Below are 15,366 nucleotides of genomic sequence, written 5' to 3'. Positions count from 1 at the left end.
AATAAAAAAAGCCATTCGATTTGAATGGCTTTTTTATATAATTTCAGCAACAATTATTTTTTGTTACGTTTTTGCTGTTCTTCAGCCTGCTCCATCATTTCCTGCATTTTTTTGGTAAACCTGTTTTGTTTTTTAGGTTTAGCTTTGTTTGCCTGGATTTTTGCATGGATCTTATCTTCATCTACGATTACGTTTTTGATCACTAACATAATCCCTATAGTAATTAAGTTAGAAGTAAAGTAATATAATGATAACCCACTCGCATAGTTGTTAAAGAAGAATAACATCATGATAGGAGAGAGGTACATTAAGAACTTCATGTTTGGCATCCCTGGTTGTTGGTTCGCCTGCATGCTTTGTCCCGTTGTCATCTGCATGTATATAAATATCGCTACGGAGGCCAAAATTGGGAACAAACTTACGTGTTCTCCATAAAATGGAATATGGAAAGGTAATTCTGCAATAACATCGTAGCTTGATAAATCATCTGCCCAAAGGAAGCTTTTTTGTCTTAACTGAAATGCACTTGGGAAGAACTGGAATAACGCATAGAAAATAGGAATTTGCATTAATGCCGGTAAACAACCACTCATTGGGCTTGCACCTGCTTTGCTATACAGCTTCATGGTTTCCTGCTGCTTTTTCATAGCGTTATCCTTATACTTCTCGTTTATCTCGTTAATTTCAGGACGTAAAACCTTCATTTTCGCCTGAGATAAATACGATTTATAAGTCACTGGAGAAAGTACAATTCTAACTACAATAGTCATTACGATAATTGCAATACCGTAGCTTGGTAAAACACCACTTAAGAAACCAAAGAAAGGAATGAAAACATATTTGTTAATCCATCCAAAGATTCCCCAGCCTAGCGGTACAATTTCATCTAGGTTTCTATCATATTCTTTAAGAAGTTTATAATCTGTTGGCCCGTAGTACCAATTCATATTATAATTTAACTCACCGCCTTGAAGCTCTAACGGTAAATTAGTAGCAAAAGCTTTAGTGAATGTAGTATCAACCTCTTCGTCTTCAACTAAATTATTTGACTGGAATCTGGCATTCTTAAACGGAGTGTCTGTTAATAAAATAGAACTAAAGAAATGTTGCTTATAAGCGATGTAGGATATGTCCTCATCGGTTTCTTCATCATCACCATGCCCAAGATCGTCATATTTATCGCCTTCATATTCGTATGCCAAAACAGTATACTTATTTTCATAAGAGATACTTTTGGAGTGACGGTAACCTTTTAATTCCCAGTTTAGATTAATAGGTTGTGAAGCATTAAAAGTACTGGCAAGTCCCTGTGAACGAATATTGAAATCTGTCATATATTCACCAGATTTTAAGGCGTAACGAAATTCCAGATATTCGGTTTCAGAAACCTTTAATTTCATCGATAATACCTGATCGTCTCCACTTTGAGAAATACTTGGCTCAAAATATAGATTTTCAGTATCTAAAGTTCTACCATCTGTAGTGGTAAAATTAAGATTGAATTTTGCATTACCATCTTTAACCAGGTAAACAGGAATAGAATCGTATGTTTTGTAATTTTTTAAAACAGCTTCTTCTATATAACCACCTTTATTTGCAACCTCTAAACGCAATACATCATTTTCTATAACCGTCGTGTTATCTTCTGCTGAAGCTAATGTAGCCGAATACCCAAAGGCTCCAAGTCTGCTTTGCGCCTGTGCAATGGCAGCCGAATCTGTTGCTGGGGTATTAGCGTTGTTTTGGTTTGCTAATTGCTGATTAGAATTTGCAGGAGATGCAATCTCTTCTGTGCTCGCGGGTGTGTTTGTTTCTTCTTGAGGTCGTTCCAGACTATTGGTGTACAACATCCAGATTAAAATTCCCCCAATTAAAATAAATCCAATGATGGATTGGATATCAATCTTCTTTTCTTCCATTCTATATTTTCCTAAAAACTTAAACCCTTAAAAAGGATTTTTATTTGATGTCCTTATCATTAGTCAAAAAAATGACCAATATTTTATTTAATGCCAAACTGGCATTAAGATTTCTTTTTCGAATATTCGTAAGCGGCTTTTACAAAGGCAACAAATAATGGATGAGGACTTGCTACCGTACTTTTATATTCTGGGTGATATTGAACACCTACAAACCAAGGATGGTCTTTAAGCTCTACAACTTCTACAAGTCCGGTTTCAGGGTTGATCCCTGTGCTTAGCATTCCTGCTTTTTCTAACTGCTCTTTGTATTTGTTGTTGTATTCGTAGCGATGTCTATGTCTCTCTTTAATATCTGCCTTACCATAAACCTCATGAATTGCAGATCCTTCTTTTAAATGACAATCCCAGGCACCAAGACGCATTGTACCACCCATGTGGGTAATGTTTTTTTGCTCTTCCATGATGTCGATCACAGGATGTTTGGTAGATTGATCCATCTCTGTAGAATTGGCACCTTTTAACTGAAGTACATTTCGAGCAAATTCGATTACTGCCATTTGCATACCTAAACAAATCCCAAGGAATGGTAATTTATTTTCTCGGGCAAATTGTACCGCGTCGATTTTTCCTTCAATACCACGTTCCCCAAAACCTGGAGCAACTAGAACACCATCTAAATGCGAAATTTTGTTTTTGATGGTATTCTCATTTATAAATTCTGAATGAATACTTTCAACAATAACTTTAACTTCATTCTCTGCACCAGCATGAATAAAGGCTTCTAAGATTGATTTGTAAGAATCCTGAAGTTCTACATATTTTCCAATAAGACCAATTCTTATTTCGGCTTTTGGGTTTTTATGTCGATCAAGAAATTGATTCCACTGGTCTAAATTAGGAGTAGTTTCGTCTGGTAAATCTAATTTCTTCAGGGTTACGGTATCTAAACCTTCCTTCAGTATTAAATTTGGAACATCGTATATGGTAGGCGCATCGATAGACTGGATTACAGCTTCTTGCCTAACATTACAAAATATAGCCAGTTTTCGTCGAATATCGTCTGATAGTTCGTGCTCTGTTCTACAAACCAGGATATCAGCTTTAAGTCCGCTTTCCATCAAAGTTTTTACACTATGTTGGGTAGGCTTGGTTTTAAGCTCTCCGGCAGCCGATAAAAACGGAACTAAAGTTAAATGAATAACCAATGCATTTTCATCACCTAGTTCCCACTTAAGTTGGCGTACAGCTTCGATGTATGGTAAAGATTCGATATCACCAACAGTACCACCAATCTCAGTAATCACGATATCATATTCTTTTTTCTTACCAAGAATCTGGATACGTTCTTTAATTTCGTTAGTGATATGTGGTACAACCTGTACGGTTTTTCCTAAAAATTCACCACGGCGTTCTTTTTCGATCACACTTTGGTAAATTCTACCAGTGGTGACGTTGTTTGCCTGAGAGGTGTTTACATTTAAAAAGCGCTCGTAATGGCCAAGATCAAGATCTGTTTCTGCTCCATCTTCAGTCACATAACATTCGCCATGCTCGTAAGGATTTAAAGTTCCTGGATCTACATTAATGTAAGGATCTAATTTCTGAATAGTGGTTCTGAAGCCACGGGCTTGTAATAATTTTGCTAGTGATGCTGCGATTATCCCTTTTCCTAAAGAAGAGGAAACGCCACCGGTAACAAATATATACTTGGTTTCGGCCATTTTTAAAGAGTGTTTGAAGCGTTCCAATTATTCAGGGCGCTAAATTACGAAGAAGAATAGAAAAAGCAGCTAAATTTGAATGCTAATATTTAAGCTTTCTTTAAGTCTTTTTAAATTCGATGTTTATAGAGAAATTTTTATTTTATATAATATTGAAATTAGCTGTTTTTAGGATATCTTTTTCTGATCTCCTTTAGTAGAAATTCCATTCCGTTTACCTTTAATTCATGAACTTGGCGTAGCTGGTCGCCAAATTTTCCGGCAGGAAAGCCTTTTTTATTAAACCATACGTAGTAAGGCTCTGGAATATCTGATAAATACCAGTCTTTGTATTTGCCAAAGGGCATTTTTGTATAAGCCAGCTTAAGTAGTTCTTCCTGATTGTTATTCATATAAAAAATAAAGCCACAAAGTTAAATCTTAGCTTTGTGGCTTTAGTACTATTTTTATAAAATTTATCCCACTTTTAAATAAGATGAGATTTGATTGAATTTCGTCTTATTTAGTGGCTTAACAACGTAATCGATTACGCAGGGATATTGTTTAGCTTTTTCGATATCTAGTTCACTGGTACTAGACGAAAGAATAATTGTTTTATGGCTTAATCCATTTTTTTGCATGGCTTCCAGAAAATCCCAGCCAGACATTACCGGCATGTTAAGGTCTAAGAAGATAATCGCGGTAGTTTCAGATTTTAAGTTCTCGAATGCAATTGAAGCATCTGTAAAATCTTTTACATTGTCCTTATAGCCTTCTATTTCTAATAACTTTTTAGTTATAAAGTTGGCTATAGGTTGATCATCTACTAAAATAATTGGGGTCATTTATTTTTAGCGTTTAATTCTATTAATTCTTTAGAAGCCATATCGATAACTTTTCTCACAATTTCGTCCATTTCGTTTACCGAAGATTTTAACCTTGGTAGCAATTCTTCCCTGCAACTTTCATCATCCATTAAATCGAATAACTCGACGATTCCCTGAATTCTTGATAATGGTTCTTTTACATTGTGAGCATTAAGAACAGAAATTTTTAAAAGCTTTTCATTCTTTTTTACAATTTCTTCTGTCCTTTTTTTAATTATCTTTTTTTGATTCTTATTGATTTTATGGATTTCAGCGTTTTGTTCCTGAATGGTTGTAAGCGCTCCTTCTAAAATTCTATTCTTTTTTGCTAATTCCCGTTTAAGGTTAAGCTCTTTAAATTTAGCATCAAAACAATCTGCAGCGAGCTTTAAAATATCGATATCTCGGCTGGTGAAAATTCGGTTTTCATCTGCAACCAAAGAGATAATCATTTTATGATCATCTTTATTAAAAAGCCAGGCCCATAATTGTGGATTTTGAAGCTTAGAAATATCCAGCCGTCCATCTGCAATATCTTTAGGGATATTACTTGTTCTAATGGGTATACCTGTTTTAGCCAGGTTTAATTCTTCTTCACTTAAATCTTCCAGATTTTTTTGTTTGAACCAAATGTCATTTCCGCATAAAGAATACTCAAAGAGATTATTATCTTTCTCTATAAGTAACTTTATAACATGAAAATTAAGAATGTACTTTAAATGCTTCTCTACAACAAGGCCAATTTCAGGAAAACTTGTACATCTATTAATTCCGTTCGCAAATTTAGAATAAGCCTCGTAGGTAATTCTGTATAGTTGCGATACGTTATTTTGAATAGATGACATTAATGCAAATTGCCGTAAATTATTCCGGAGTTTCTAAAAGTTCGTTGTCTATTTTGATTCCAGAAACATCTGCAATAGTATTTAGCATATTTACTAAATCTGCCTGCGCCATTAATTCCTGAATTTCAGCATTAGAAAAACCAACGGCTTCAAGTTCAGCAAAATCTTCATCAGAAATTTCACTATGCTGTAATGCTGCTTTAGTAACTATAGTTACGGCTTTTCTATAACTTGCAGGCATTGATGGAGAATCTATGTTTTCAGTAGCTTTAAAACCTTCTTCTTCAGAAATCATAGAACTCATACTATCTGCAAAAATTCCGTGAGCATGAGAACAATAATTACAACCTCTGGATTTTGATACGTTATAGATAATTAATTGCTTTAAAACGTTAGGAACATCACCTTTCATTAGAGTGTTTTTCAACTTGTTCCAGTTACCCTCTAAAAGTGTAGCATTACCGCCCTGACATTTAAACCAGTTTAAAACAAAAGGAAGTTGTAGGGTTTTTTTAGTATCGTCGTAAATAGCCTTTACTTCAGCAGAAGCATCGTCGTAAGAAACCATAGGATATCTGGATAGTTTCTTCGTAGTAATTTTACTCATAAAATGTAGGATTCTAACTAATTAGTGTTTTTGTTTGAGGGCCGTAATAATATTCGGGCAAAATAAATAAAAAATTAAATTAAAAAAGCTATATGTTAGAAAACATTTGCAATTATTTATGATTCATAATGAGAAATTGGTTAGATGGCTGATTTTTATGCTTTTTAGCGTTAAATTATTTATAAATGAAATCAATTAGAATCGCTGAAATTTGAGTTTTATTTATCTTCAAAGTCAAATAAAAACGACCAAAAAATGGCAATTAGAGGATCGATTATTAAAGGTTTAATTGATTTAAGAGATACTATTGTTTCTGAACCTGATGCAATCAAAGCTCAAAAAGAAGTGCTTAAAAATTTACTTGAAAAAGCTAAAGACACTTCCTTTGGAAAATTCTATAAATTTTCTGAAATCTTAGACTCAGAAGATATTGTAAAAGCTTTTGCAGAACATGTTCCTTATTTCGACTATAATAAGCTAAATGAGCGTTGGTGGTCACAAATTCATGAAGGTGCAGAAGATATTACCTGGCCGGGAAAACCACATTATTTTGCATTAAGTTCTGGTACTACAGGTAAATCCAGCAAAAGAATTCCGGTTACAGACGAAATGGTGGAGAGTATTAGAAATGCCGGAATAAAACAGGTTGGTGCTTTATCGAATTTCAACTTGGAACCTGAGTTTTTCGAGAAAGAAATTATGATGCTTGGTAGTTCTACAGATTTACATCATGAGGGTGACCACGAAGAAGGAGAAATTAGCGGAATTAGTGCCAGTAATATTCCTTTTTGGTTTCGTAGTTACTACAAACCAGGCGAGGAAATTGCTAAAATAGACGACTGGGATAAGCGTGTAGAAAAGATTGCTGAAAATGCCAAAAGCTGGGATATAGGTGCTTTAAGTGGTATCCCGTCCTGGATGGAATTAATGATGAAGAAAGTGATCGAACATCATAACGTAAAAAATATTCATGAAGTTTGGCCAAACTTGCAGGTGTATGCCAGTGGTGGTGTGGCATTTGAGCCTTACGAGAAAAGTTTTAATGCCTTATTGGGAAAACCAATTCAGGTAATCGATACCTATTTAGCTTCAGAGGGATTTTTGGCCTTACAAGAGCGCCCAGATACTCACAGCATGAAGCTAATTTTGGATAACGGAATTTATTTTGAATTTGTTCCTTTTGAGCCAGATTATATAAATCAGGATGGTTCTTTAACAGATGATGCACCGGTAATTCCTCTAAACGAGGTTGAAGAAGAAAAAGATTATGTGCTTCTTATTAGTACGGTTTCTGGCGCCTGGAGATATATTATTGGGGATACCATTAAATTTACCGATAAAGAAAAGTATGAGATTAGAATTACGGGTAGAACTAAATTTTTTCTGAATGTTGTTGGTTCGCAACTTTCAGTAAATAAAATGAATGATGCGGTAAAAGCGCTGGAAGAGAAATTTGATATTAAAATCCCTGAATTTACCATCGCTGCCAAACGTTTTGAAGATGGCGAATTTTATCATTCTTGGTATTTGGGTACAGAAACTTCTGCATCAGAAGACGAACTTGCTGAGGCTTTAGATCAAAGTTTGAAAGATGCCAATAAAAATTATGGGGTTGCCAGAAGCAAAGCCTTGAAAGGTGTAAAAGTGACTGTAGTGCCTCCTGAAATTTTTCCGGAGTGGAGTGGTGCGAATAAAAAGAAAGGCGGACAGGTAAAAATGGAAAAAGTAATGAACGAAGAAAAATTTGCCCAATTTGAGGAATTTGTAAAAAAAGAACTTAAAACCAACAAATATTAGTTTTAATCTTTTTCCAGAGATTCTTCTTCCAGCTCGTCAAGATGTTCTACAAGCTCTACGATTTCTTCCTGAGATAAGTAGAGCTTTTTTATTCGGTTTTTATAATTTTCTGAAAGATTGGATTGGTTTAGAATAAAATCTTTCGTGGCTATGATGTAATGGCCAAGTCCGTGATTTACGGCATAGGTATCAGCAGCTCTTTCAGCTTCACGAATATAATTATGGGAAGTTAGATACTTTACACCAAACCACAGCATATTTATTCCGCTTCGGTTTCTATAATCCATAATATGACCAAGCTCGTGCGCGATCCAGCCAATAATCACATCTTTTGGCGCATCGGTAACCGTAAAGACTTCGTCTTCAATTTTAATTTCTTCATTTATAAAAATAAAGTAGGCTCTTTTTTTTCTATTCTTAAAAATCCCTGAAAAGCTAGGTTGAGCCTGCATGAAAGACTTTTTTATGTTTTTTTTGAATTTAAAGGTAATTGGAGTGTCCTTTAATTCTGGATAATGAGAAAGTGCAATGTAGGTTTCTCTCCAAATAATGTCTGGTACTTCTTTATTTGTAAATTTTAAGCTGTCTTTTTGTTTCATGGTTTGGGCTTCACAAATACTAGGAAAGATACAGCATAAAAAAAGTAGAGTATATGTGATCTTAAATACCTGTGACTTCACAATTTTATTTTAACTCAATTTACGTAAAGCTGAGATTTGGTAAAAAGTGTAGCTGTTAAATTGCGTTTAAAATTGATATGATATTTTAAATAATTTCATAAAAAAAGCAGCAATAAAAATTGCTGCTTAAATTATCGAATCTTGGATTAAATTATCCCTGTCCTTTTTGCATCATTTTTTGCAAACGGGTTTGCAGTTCCTGATCTGTTTGTAGCGCCATTGATAATTTTTCAAAACGCTCTAAAGTTAATCCCTGATCTTTAATTGTGGTTTCCATCTTTTTCTGAAAATCACCCTGCATACCTTCAATTTCAGCAAGAATAGTTTTGTGCTTTTCAAGCTCTTCTTCACTAGCTTCTACTTCTTTATTAGGGTCCTGACTAGCCTGGTGAATCTCATTAAAGCGTTGAACTTCTAAACCACCATCCTGAACAGTTTTCATCATTTTTTGATTTACTTCCTGATTCATCATTCGTAATCCCTGATATGCTTTCGCAAATTTAGAAAGCTCAGCGTCACTTACATCTACATCTACCTTTTGTTGTTGTGGCATTGCTGGGGTTTGTGCTATCGCAGCCGATCCAGTTATTAGTGCAAAAACAAAAAGTAAACCTGCAATCTTTTTTGACTTAAACATAAATTTTGTCGTTTTTTCTATAATTAATATCCCGTAAACCTAAAATTTAATCCTTGGCATTCAAAACATATTCTGTTAAGAATCCAGATTTTTGGAGGGTTTTAACAGCATTCCTGCCTTTAATGTTAAACCTGTTCCTTTACACAATAAGCTTAGCTTTTTTTAGTTTGCGCCTCATAAATCGCAATCCAATCTAATGGTTTCAATTTTGATGCCAGGTCGCCAAATAATTGATACGGAATTTCTTGCGTTTTACTAAAACGTATACAGCTTTTGCCCATATTGGGCTTTTTAGAGCTATATTTTTTATATTCAGAAATAAACCATTCTAAAAGTTTAGAATCTGCATATATGCCATTATGATATATTGTAATGTGATTTTTTTGTGAAGCAATATTCATAAAAGGGAGTGGCATGGCAGCATCGCAATGATACCCGTTTGGGTAAATAGAATGTGGTACCACATAACCAATCATTCCGTAATTCATCGTTTCTTCAAAACCTTTAGGGAGATTAGCTGTTATAACTTCTCTTAGTTTTTGGATTTTAAGCTGTCGATCTTCTGGCAGGCTTTCTATATATTCCTTTGGAGTAACAGCTTCGGTTTTCATGCTTTAGACGATTCAGCTTTGCTAATATTCTGTTTTAATCCCTGTTGTAGTTTAAAGATTGAAATAACTTCAATCACAAAAAATAGCACAATGGCAATTTTTGCATATTCCCAAATTGTAGCGCTATAAGTCATATTTTTAAAGCCGGTGATAAGAATAGCTGAAATAAATATGATTACTCCCAAAATTGCTAATGGAAGTTCTGGATAAAACCTAAGATTGGCCTTTTTTACAAGACTTTTAAAACTTTCGTTATAATCTGAGCTAATTTTGGGCTTTTTTAGAAGAAAATTTTCGTGACTAATTAATTGAATCTGACTCATTATTTTTGAACAAAATGTTAGCGCTACGATGGCCATCATTACCAAAACACCTGCTTCTTCCCACACCAGCAAAGCAGAATTTGAAACTAAATCCATCACAATGGTAATTAAGATGAGCGACCAGGCAAGTACACAGTAAAACAGGATAAAATACGACCACCTTTTTAGTCTTTTTACTTTTTTATCGTAATCATCAATTTCTTTTTTATTGAATCTAAAAATGTTGATGATGTCTAGTCTTTCTTGCATGTTTTATAAGTTAGAGAGCGAATTTCAAATATAATTATTTCTGAAATTATTTAAATAGAGCGTCTTTTTAAAACCTCGTAATGTGGTATACATTCTTCTAAAAGCGGTTTTAATTGATGCGGAATTTCTTTTTCTTTTGGTTCGTATTTATTGAAACCGGTAGATTTATGTACGTTTCCGTACCAGTGTGCTGCCCAAACCCCATCTTCTTTAATTGGTCCGGCTTCCCAATGAAGCATATTTTCTTCAAACGGAACTCCAATAAAATCGCAGAGCTTTCTAAGCTTAGCTGCAGGATCTTTTAAAGTTTCAGTAGAATCCAATACAATGGTCTTTGCATTTAATTGATCCAATTTTTTAAGAATTTCAGTATGTGCTAAATAGCCAACATCCTGCATTTTTGGATTTTTGATCACCTGATGAAAAGACGGAATCATATCCCTGGGATCTCTGGTAAGCAAAACATTGGTAACGTTTTTTAAGAATGAGGTATCCAGATTTAATAAATGATGCGTCATATTCTTAAAAAACAACACTGGTTTTTCTTGTGAATTTAGCATCATCTCTACAACTTTATCTCCGTTACATTCCATACTATCCATAATTTGGTTTGCCCCGGGATGATAAGCGGCGGCATTGGTTTCTTTTAGATAATAGCCGTAAAGAGGTTCGTCGTAAACTTTAGTATCGCTGCGTTGTGCGAAAGAATACATGGTAGCCGTAGAAATATTACGAGGGCAAGACCACAGGCAAATTCGCTTAATATCTGGTGTATTCATTTTGGTTAATTGCTAATATTGGATGTTTTTAAGCGCATTCTTCTTCAATTAATTGCTCGTAAAAACCACTTAGTTTTTTTGTGAAATCGCCGTATTTGCCTTCCCCAATAATTCTACCATCAATTTTAGTAACAGGTGTTAGTCCGCCAAAAGTTCCTGTTACAAAAGCCTCATCTGCATTATAAACGTCAAATAACGAGAAGTTTTTTTGTTTACAAACCACATCGTGTTTTTCACAAACTCTAATAACATTTTGGCGTGTGATACCATTCATACAATACTCACCAGTAGAGGTCCAAACTTCATTATCACGAACAATAAAGAAATTTGTAGCGTTGCAGGTACTAACAAAGCCATTAATGTCTAACATTAGTGCTTCATCTGCACCAGCTTCAATAGCTTGTACTAAAGCCTGTACTTCGTGTAATTTAGAATGGCAATTTAAACGAGGGTCCAAATAATCTGGGCTACCTCTTCTAATCGTACTTGTAAATAAAGTAATTCCCTTTTCTTTGCTATCCTGGTTGGCTTTTTTATGTTCAGCAATAATCACAACATTTGGCCCGCTAATGGTTAATCTTGGATCTTGTGAAGGTGTTTTTTTAATACCACGGGTAATCATTACTCTAACATGAACATTATCCTGCATCTGGTTAAGCTCGATAACTTTCCATACTTTATCCAGTAATTCTTTTTTACTAAAAGGGAAAGTCATTCCAACACTGGCGGCAGCGCTCCAAAGACGTTTTAAATGCATCTCTGAAAAAGCCAAATGTCCTTTATGTAATCTAAAAGCTTCCCAAATACCATCGCCAACTAAATAACCACTGTCAAAAACAGAGATTTTCGCATCCTGGCGATCATAAAATTCATCGTTAATCATGATCTTTATGTTTGCATTTCTGGGATCTTCTATAGCATTGTGTGTTCCGTGAATCATATTATTCAATCTTTATATTGAAACTTTGTAAGAGTCCGCTTAAATTTTCTGAAGAAAAAATAGCTTTAGAGATTTGATTTTCTGAAGGGTGAATATTGAAATTTTTGGCCGACTTAAAATCGCATTTCTGTAAATTAGTATTTTCAAAAATAGCTCCCTGTAAATCACAATTGCTAAAAATAGATTCAGAAAAATCACTATTGCTAAAGTCTACTTCTTTAAGGGAGCAGCTTTCAAAAAATGTACTTTTTAGTTTTAGATTGTAAAAGGAAGAAAAATCTAAGCTACAGTGAACAAACTGAAATGAAAGTAAAAAATCGTTGCAGCCATCAAAACCTAAACCTATAAGTTTACAGGATTCAAATTTCACCTGGTTAAATTGGGTGTTTTTAATATTTGCATTACTAAAGTCGCAGTCTAAAAATTCGCATTCAGAGAAACTAACGGCAGATAAATTTACAGCATTAAAATTGCAGTTTTTAAACGTACAGTACTCGTATTCTCCTTTATTAAAAACTGTTTTTTGGAAATCTAGGTTTATAAATTCCTCCTCGTCACAATATGCTCGATTGGTCATTACTTTTCAAGTTCGGTTAATTAGCTATTGCAAGGATAAAGAATTGTTTTGGAATTTTAAATGCTGATTCCTAAATGTTTAAAAAAAAAGTGAAGAGTTTTTCCGTCCGCAATAATCCAATTTAAGGATGGGATTTTAAAATAGAACGTAAGCTTATAAACAGGATGTTTATAAAGCTCTTTTTATAAGCGGAATGAAGAATAAACTTACCCCTAAGCCAAGAAGTGCTCCTGAAACTAAAACAAGTTCTCCGGTCCTATCTAATTCAAAAATGAGTAATGCAAATATTAGTGAAATGGTTCCTAATATTCGTTGCTTTTTCATTCGTGGCATATTCGCCTATTTGATGGTTAAGTTAAGCGCTAAGAGCTTAAAACTATAATTAGTTAGAATAGGGTTATTTTCGGTATGGGTGCAATATATGGATTTTTTGGGAAAAATACTCCTGAAAATGTTAATAACGTTTAAAAACGGAAAATTATTAGTCGAAATTTTTAGTTATCGGAATATTATTCCATTATTTTTTCAATTTTCATGTGCTGTAAAAGCATAATTGTTTTTGCGTCAATTATCTCGCCTGTAAAGATCATATTGTAGGCTTCATCAAAATCGTATTCTAAAACTTCAATTTCTTCGCCTTCATCTTCTAAGCCACCACCCTTGGTAACTTTCATAGATTCATTATAAGGAGCAATAAAAAAGTAAATAATTTCAGTAACGGCGCCGGCCACCATATAAGAATGAAATAATCTTTTTGGCGTTTCAATTTTATAACCGGTTTCTTCTTCAGTTTCTTTTACCACGCACTCTTCAGGTGTAAGCCCATCTAATAATCCTGCACAAGCTTCAATCATATAACCGTTTTGGTTGCCATTAACATAAGTAGGGATTCTAAATTGGCGGGTTAGAATAATTTTATTGGATTCTTTGTTGTAAAGTATAATGGCAGAGCCGTCTCCCTTATCATAAACTTCACGGTTATGTATTTGTTTGGTGCCATCTTTACGTTCAAAACTATAAACATATTCATTTAAAACAGCCCATTCGTTAGATAGTACTTTCTTTTCTAAAATTTCTATTTTCTTCAAGATCTAAGCTTTTAATGGTAAAGTTAGCTTTTTTGGTTTCAGCAAAAAACTCTTTTAAGAGTAATCTAATAAAACTTTCTAGAGAGATTGATTTTCAAAAATTGCTTCAAAAAATATATAATTTCAAATTCTACTATCTTGCATTTTGTATACAATAGAAATTAAATAAAGGTCACTATGGAAACTCAAAATCATTTCGGTTTACAAAAAGATCACGATGCATTGTTAGTTGCAGATTTGCAGGTTTCACTTCAGTTCTATCGAGATATTTTAGGATTTAAGGAAATATATAATGCTGGTTTGGGAGAAAAATTTAAATGGGTAAAGGCCAGTAACGATGTGCAGATTCATTTAATAGAAAGTAATGAGAAAACCGAGAAAAATAAGGGGGTTCATCTAGCTTTTAATACTTCAAATTTATTTGGTTTTATAGAATTTCTTCGGAAACAAAATGTGGCTTTTGAAAATAGTGCGGGTATAGCAGATACAACCAATACACGGCCCGATGGTGTAGAGCAAATTTATTTTAAGGATCCAGATGGGTATTGGATTGAGGTGAATAACAGTAAGTTGGAAGATTTTTAAAATTAAGTACTGAAATTTATGCTTTAAAGCCCAGATTATAAAAAACTAACTTTTATTTTTGAGAGTAACCAAATTAAAAGTTGAATGAGAATTGAGCAGGATTTAAAACTTGGATTTAAAGATGTAATGATACGCCCTAAACGATCTACCTTAAAAAGTAGATCTCAGGTAAGTTTAGAAAGAGAATACACATTTTTGCATAGCAATATTACCTGGACGGGAGTTCCAATAATGGCGGCCAATATGGATACCGTAGGAACTTTTGAGATGGCTAAAAAACTTGCAGAAAAGCAATTGTTTACCGCCATTCATAAACACTATTCCTTAAAAGAATGGGAGGCTTTTTTAAACGAAACCCCTTTAGCACTTAAAAATTACATAGCCGTAAGTACTGGAACAGGAAAAGAAGATTCTAAAAAGTTAAAAGCGGTTTTAGCACTTTCTAAAGATCTTAAATTTATTTGTATTGATGTTGCGAATGGCTATTCTGAACATTTTGTAGAATTTGTGAAAAATACAAGAGAAAACTATCCAGATAAAGTTATTATCGCCGGAAATGTAGTTACTGGCGAAATGGTTGAAGAATTACTTATCGCCGGAGCAGATATTATAAAAGTTGGTATTGGGCCAGGATCTGTGTGTACTACACGGGTAAAAACAGGTGTTGGTTACCCACAATTATCTGCCATTATTGAATGTGCAGATGCGGCACATGGCCTGGGCGGACAAATAATTAGTGATGGTGGTTGTGCTATTCCCGGTGATGTAGCGAAAGCTTTTGGTGCTGGTGCCGATTTTGTAATGCTTGGCGGAATGTTGGCCGGTCACGATGAGAGTGGAGGTGATATTATTGAACTGGAGGGGAATAAATTTAAACGTTTCTACGGAATGAGTTCTGCTACTGCGATGGATAAACATGCCGGTGGTGTAGCCGAATATCGTGCGAGTGAAGGAAAAACAGTTGAAGTTCCTTATCGTGGTGCTGTTGAAAATACATTACAGGATATTTTAGGCGGAATTAGAAGTACCTGTACTTATGTTGGTGCGGCCAGGTTAAAAGAGCTAACTAAACGAACTACTTTTATTAGAGTGGCAGAACAGGAAAATACGGTTTACAGCAAATAATTACAATAGATTATGATCAATAAAAAACTCCCAAT

At 34.2% G+C, this 15,366-nt stretch carries 18 protein-coding genes; 3 read left to right on the top strand and 15 right to left on the bottom strand.

Annotation, left to right across the window (positions count from 1 at the left end):
• Positions 1-53: 53 nt before the first annotated feature.
• The 6 genes from yidC to IIF7_RS11070 form a co-directional block, all read right to left on the bottom strand.
• Entirely contained in the window at positions 54-1,919 is a 1,866-nt protein-coding gene (yidC, locus tag IIF7_RS11095) for a membrane protein insertase YidC (RefSeq protein ID WP_084841760.1), read from the bottom strand.
• Positions 1,920-2,023: 104 nt separating this feature from the next.
• Positions 2,024-3,643, bottom strand: coding sequence for a CTP synthase (locus tag IIF7_RS11090; RefSeq protein WP_084841759.1), 1,620 nt, complete (start codon positions 3,641-3,643; stop codon positions 2,024-2,026).
• A 158-nt stretch (positions 3,644-3,801) separates the two neighbouring features.
• Positions 3,802-4,035 (bottom strand): DUF3820 family protein, encoded by a 234-nt coding sequence (locus IIF7_RS11085; protein WP_084841758.1) that lies wholly within the window; start codon positions 4,033-4,035, stop codon positions 3,802-3,804.
• A 63-nt stretch (positions 4,036-4,098) separates the two neighbouring features.
• Positions 4,099-4,467, bottom strand: coding sequence for a response regulator (locus IIF7_RS11080; RefSeq protein WP_084841757.1), 369 nt, complete (start codon positions 4,465-4,467; stop codon positions 4,099-4,101).
• A complete protein-coding gene (locus IIF7_RS11075) occupies positions 4,464-5,333 on the bottom strand; it encodes a histidine kinase (RefSeq protein ID WP_084841756.1) in 870 nt (289 codons plus the stop codon). The genes IIF7_RS11080 and IIF7_RS11075 overlap by 4 nt, the downstream gene beginning before the upstream one ends.
• A 19-nt stretch (positions 5,334-5,352) precedes the next feature.
• Positions 5,353-5,940, bottom strand: a complete 588-nt coding sequence (locus IIF7_RS11070) for a carboxymuconolactone decarboxylase family protein (RefSeq protein ID WP_176218940.1) — start codon at positions 5,938-5,940, stop codon at positions 5,353-5,355.
• Between the two features lie 255 nt (positions 5,941-6,195).
• Here IIF7_RS11070 and IIF7_RS11065 point away from each other — a divergent pair, with 255 nt between their 5' ends.
• Positions 6,196-7,737 (top strand): GH3 family domain-containing protein, encoded by a 1,542-nt coding sequence (locus IIF7_RS11065; RefSeq protein ID WP_084841755.1) that lies wholly within the window; start codon positions 6,196-6,198, stop codon positions 7,735-7,737.
• A 2-nt stretch (positions 7,738-7,739) separates the two neighbouring features.
• Here IIF7_RS11065 and IIF7_RS11060 read toward each other — a convergent pair whose 3' ends face one another.
• The 9 genes from IIF7_RS11060 to IIF7_RS11025 all read right to left on the bottom strand — a co-directional run bounded on the left by IIF7_RS11060 (position 7,740) and on the right by IIF7_RS11025 (position 13,621).
• Complete coding sequence (locus IIF7_RS11060) at positions 7,740-8,336, bottom strand: hypothetical protein (protein ID WP_084841754.1); 597 nt, start codon at positions 8,334-8,336, stop codon at positions 7,740-7,742.
• Between the two features lie 232 nt (positions 8,337-8,568).
• Positions 8,569-9,054, bottom strand: a complete 486-nt coding sequence (locus IIF7_RS11055; RefSeq protein WP_084841753.1) for a DUF4168 domain-containing protein — start codon at positions 9,052-9,054, stop codon at positions 8,569-8,571.
• A 152-nt stretch (positions 9,055-9,206) separates the two neighbouring features.
• Entirely contained in the window at positions 9,207-9,665 is a 459-nt protein-coding gene (locus IIF7_RS11050; RefSeq protein WP_084841752.1) for a DUF1801 domain-containing protein, read from the bottom strand.
• Complete coding sequence (locus IIF7_RS11045) at positions 9,662-10,237, bottom strand: hypothetical protein (protein WP_084841751.1); 576 nt, start codon at positions 10,235-10,237, stop codon at positions 9,662-9,664. The genes IIF7_RS11050 and IIF7_RS11045 overlap by 4 nt, the downstream gene beginning before the upstream one ends.
• Before the next feature lie 50 nt (positions 10,238-10,287).
• Complete coding sequence (locus tag IIF7_RS11040; RefSeq protein ID WP_245801618.1) at positions 10,288-11,016, bottom strand: sulfotransferase-like domain-containing protein; 729 nt, start codon at positions 11,014-11,016, stop codon at positions 10,288-10,290.
• Between the two features lie 28 nt (positions 11,017-11,044).
• Positions 11,045-11,956, bottom strand: coding sequence for an aminotransferase class IV (locus IIF7_RS11035; protein WP_176218939.1), 912 nt, complete (start codon positions 11,954-11,956; stop codon positions 11,045-11,047).
• Position 11,957: 1 nt separating this feature from the next.
• The gene (locus IIF7_RS11030) at positions 11,958-12,533 is read right to left on the bottom strand and encodes a pentapeptide repeat-containing protein (protein ID WP_084841750.1); all 576 of its coding nucleotides are present in this window, start codon (positions 12,531-12,533) and stop codon (positions 11,958-11,960) included.
• Positions 12,534-12,701: 168 nt separating this feature from the next.
• The gene (locus IIF7_RS20840; protein WP_176218938.1) at positions 12,702-12,857 is read right to left on the bottom strand and encodes a hypothetical protein; all 156 of its coding nucleotides are present in this window, start codon (positions 12,855-12,857) and stop codon (positions 12,702-12,704) included.
• Between the two features lie 185 nt (positions 12,858-13,042).
• On the bottom strand, positions 13,043-13,621 hold the full coding sequence (locus tag IIF7_RS11025; RefSeq protein WP_084841749.1) for an NUDIX domain-containing protein: 579 nt from the start codon (positions 13,619-13,621) through the stop codon (positions 13,043-13,045).
• Positions 13,622-13,798: 177 nt separating this feature from the next.
• On the opposite strand from IIF7_RS11025, the gene IIF7_RS11020 reads away from it, so the two are divergent.
• Both IIF7_RS11020 and IIF7_RS11015 read left to right on the top strand, forming a co-directional pair.
• Complete coding sequence (locus tag IIF7_RS11020; RefSeq protein ID WP_084841748.1) at positions 13,799-14,206, top strand: VOC family protein; 408 nt, start codon at positions 13,799-13,801, stop codon at positions 14,204-14,206.
• Positions 14,207-14,290: 84 nt separating this feature from the next.
• Positions 14,291-15,331, top strand: a complete 1,041-nt coding sequence (locus IIF7_RS11015; protein WP_084841747.1) for a GMP reductase — start codon at positions 14,291-14,293, stop codon at positions 15,329-15,331.
• Positions 15,332-15,366 lie beyond the last annotated feature (35 nt).

The organism is Zunongwangia atlantica 22II14-10F7, from assembly GCF_002094855.1.
GTDB lineage: Bacteria > Bacteroidota > Bacteroidia > Flavobacteriales > Flavobacteriaceae > Zunongwangia > Zunongwangia atlantica.
Note: the sequence above shows the minus strand (reverse complement) of the source record. Positions and strands in the feature narration are given on the sequence as shown.

Bases quoted from the DNA above. Each gene is read 5' to 3' on its own strand.
- IIF7_RS11090 (WP_084841759.1), bottom strand. From the start codon at position 3,643: ATGGCCGAAACCAAGTATATATTTGTTACCGGTGGCGTTTCCTCTTCT.
- IIF7_RS20840 (WP_176218938.1), bottom strand. From the start codon at position 12,857: ATGAAAAAGCAACGAATATTAGGAACCATTTCACTAATATTTGCATTA.
- IIF7_RS11030 (WP_084841750.1), bottom strand. From the start codon at position 12,533: ATGACCAATCGAGCATATTGTGACGAGGAGGAATTTATAAACCTAGAT.
- IIF7_RS11035 (WP_176218939.1), bottom strand. From the start codon at position 11,956: ATGATTCACGGAACACACAATGCTATAGAAGATCCCAGAAATGCAAAC.
- IIF7_RS11065 (WP_084841755.1), top strand. From the start codon at position 6,196: ATGGCAATTAGAGGATCGATTATTAAAGGTTTAATTGATTTAAGAGAT.
- IIF7_RS11080 (WP_084841757.1), bottom strand. From the start codon at position 4,467: ATGACCCCAATTATTTTAGTAGATGATCAACCTATAGCCAACTTTATA.
- IIF7_RS11055 (WP_084841753.1), bottom strand. From the start codon at position 9,054: ATGTTTAAGTCAAAAAAGATTGCAGGTTTACTTTTTGTTTTTGCACTA.
- IIF7_RS11075 (WP_084841756.1), bottom strand. From the start codon at position 5,333: ATGTCATCTATTCAAAATAACGTATCGCAACTATACAGAATTACCTAC.
- yidC (WP_084841760.1), bottom strand. From the start codon at position 1,919: ATGGAAGAAAAGAAGATTGATATCCAATCCATCATTGGATTTATTTTA.
- IIF7_RS11020 (WP_084841748.1), top strand. From the start codon at position 13,799: ATGGAAACTCAAAATCATTTCGGTTTACAAAAAGATCACGATGCATTG.
- IIF7_RS11040 (WP_245801618.1), bottom strand. From the start codon at position 11,016: ATGAATACACCAGATATTAAGCGAATTTGCCTGTGGTCTTGCCCTCGT.
- IIF7_RS11060 (WP_084841754.1), bottom strand. From the start codon at position 8,336: ATGAAACAAAAAGACAGCTTAAAATTTACAAATAAAGAAGTACCAGAC.
- IIF7_RS11050 (WP_084841752.1), bottom strand. From the start codon at position 9,665: ATGAAAACCGAAGCTGTTACTCCAAAGGAATATATAGAAAGCCTGCCA.
- IIF7_RS11045 (WP_084841751.1), bottom strand. From the start codon at position 10,237: ATGCAAGAAAGACTAGACATCATCAACATTTTTAGATTCAATAAAAAA.
- IIF7_RS11070 (WP_176218940.1), bottom strand. From the start codon at position 5,940: ATGAGTAAAATTACTACGAAGAAACTATCCAGATATCCTATGGTTTCT.
- IIF7_RS11085 (WP_084841758.1), bottom strand. From the start codon at position 4,035: ATGAATAACAATCAGGAAGAACTACTTAAGCTGGCTTATACAAAAATG.
- IIF7_RS11015 (WP_084841747.1), top strand. From the start codon at position 14,291: ATGAGAATTGAGCAGGATTTAAAACTTGGATTTAAAGATGTAATGATA.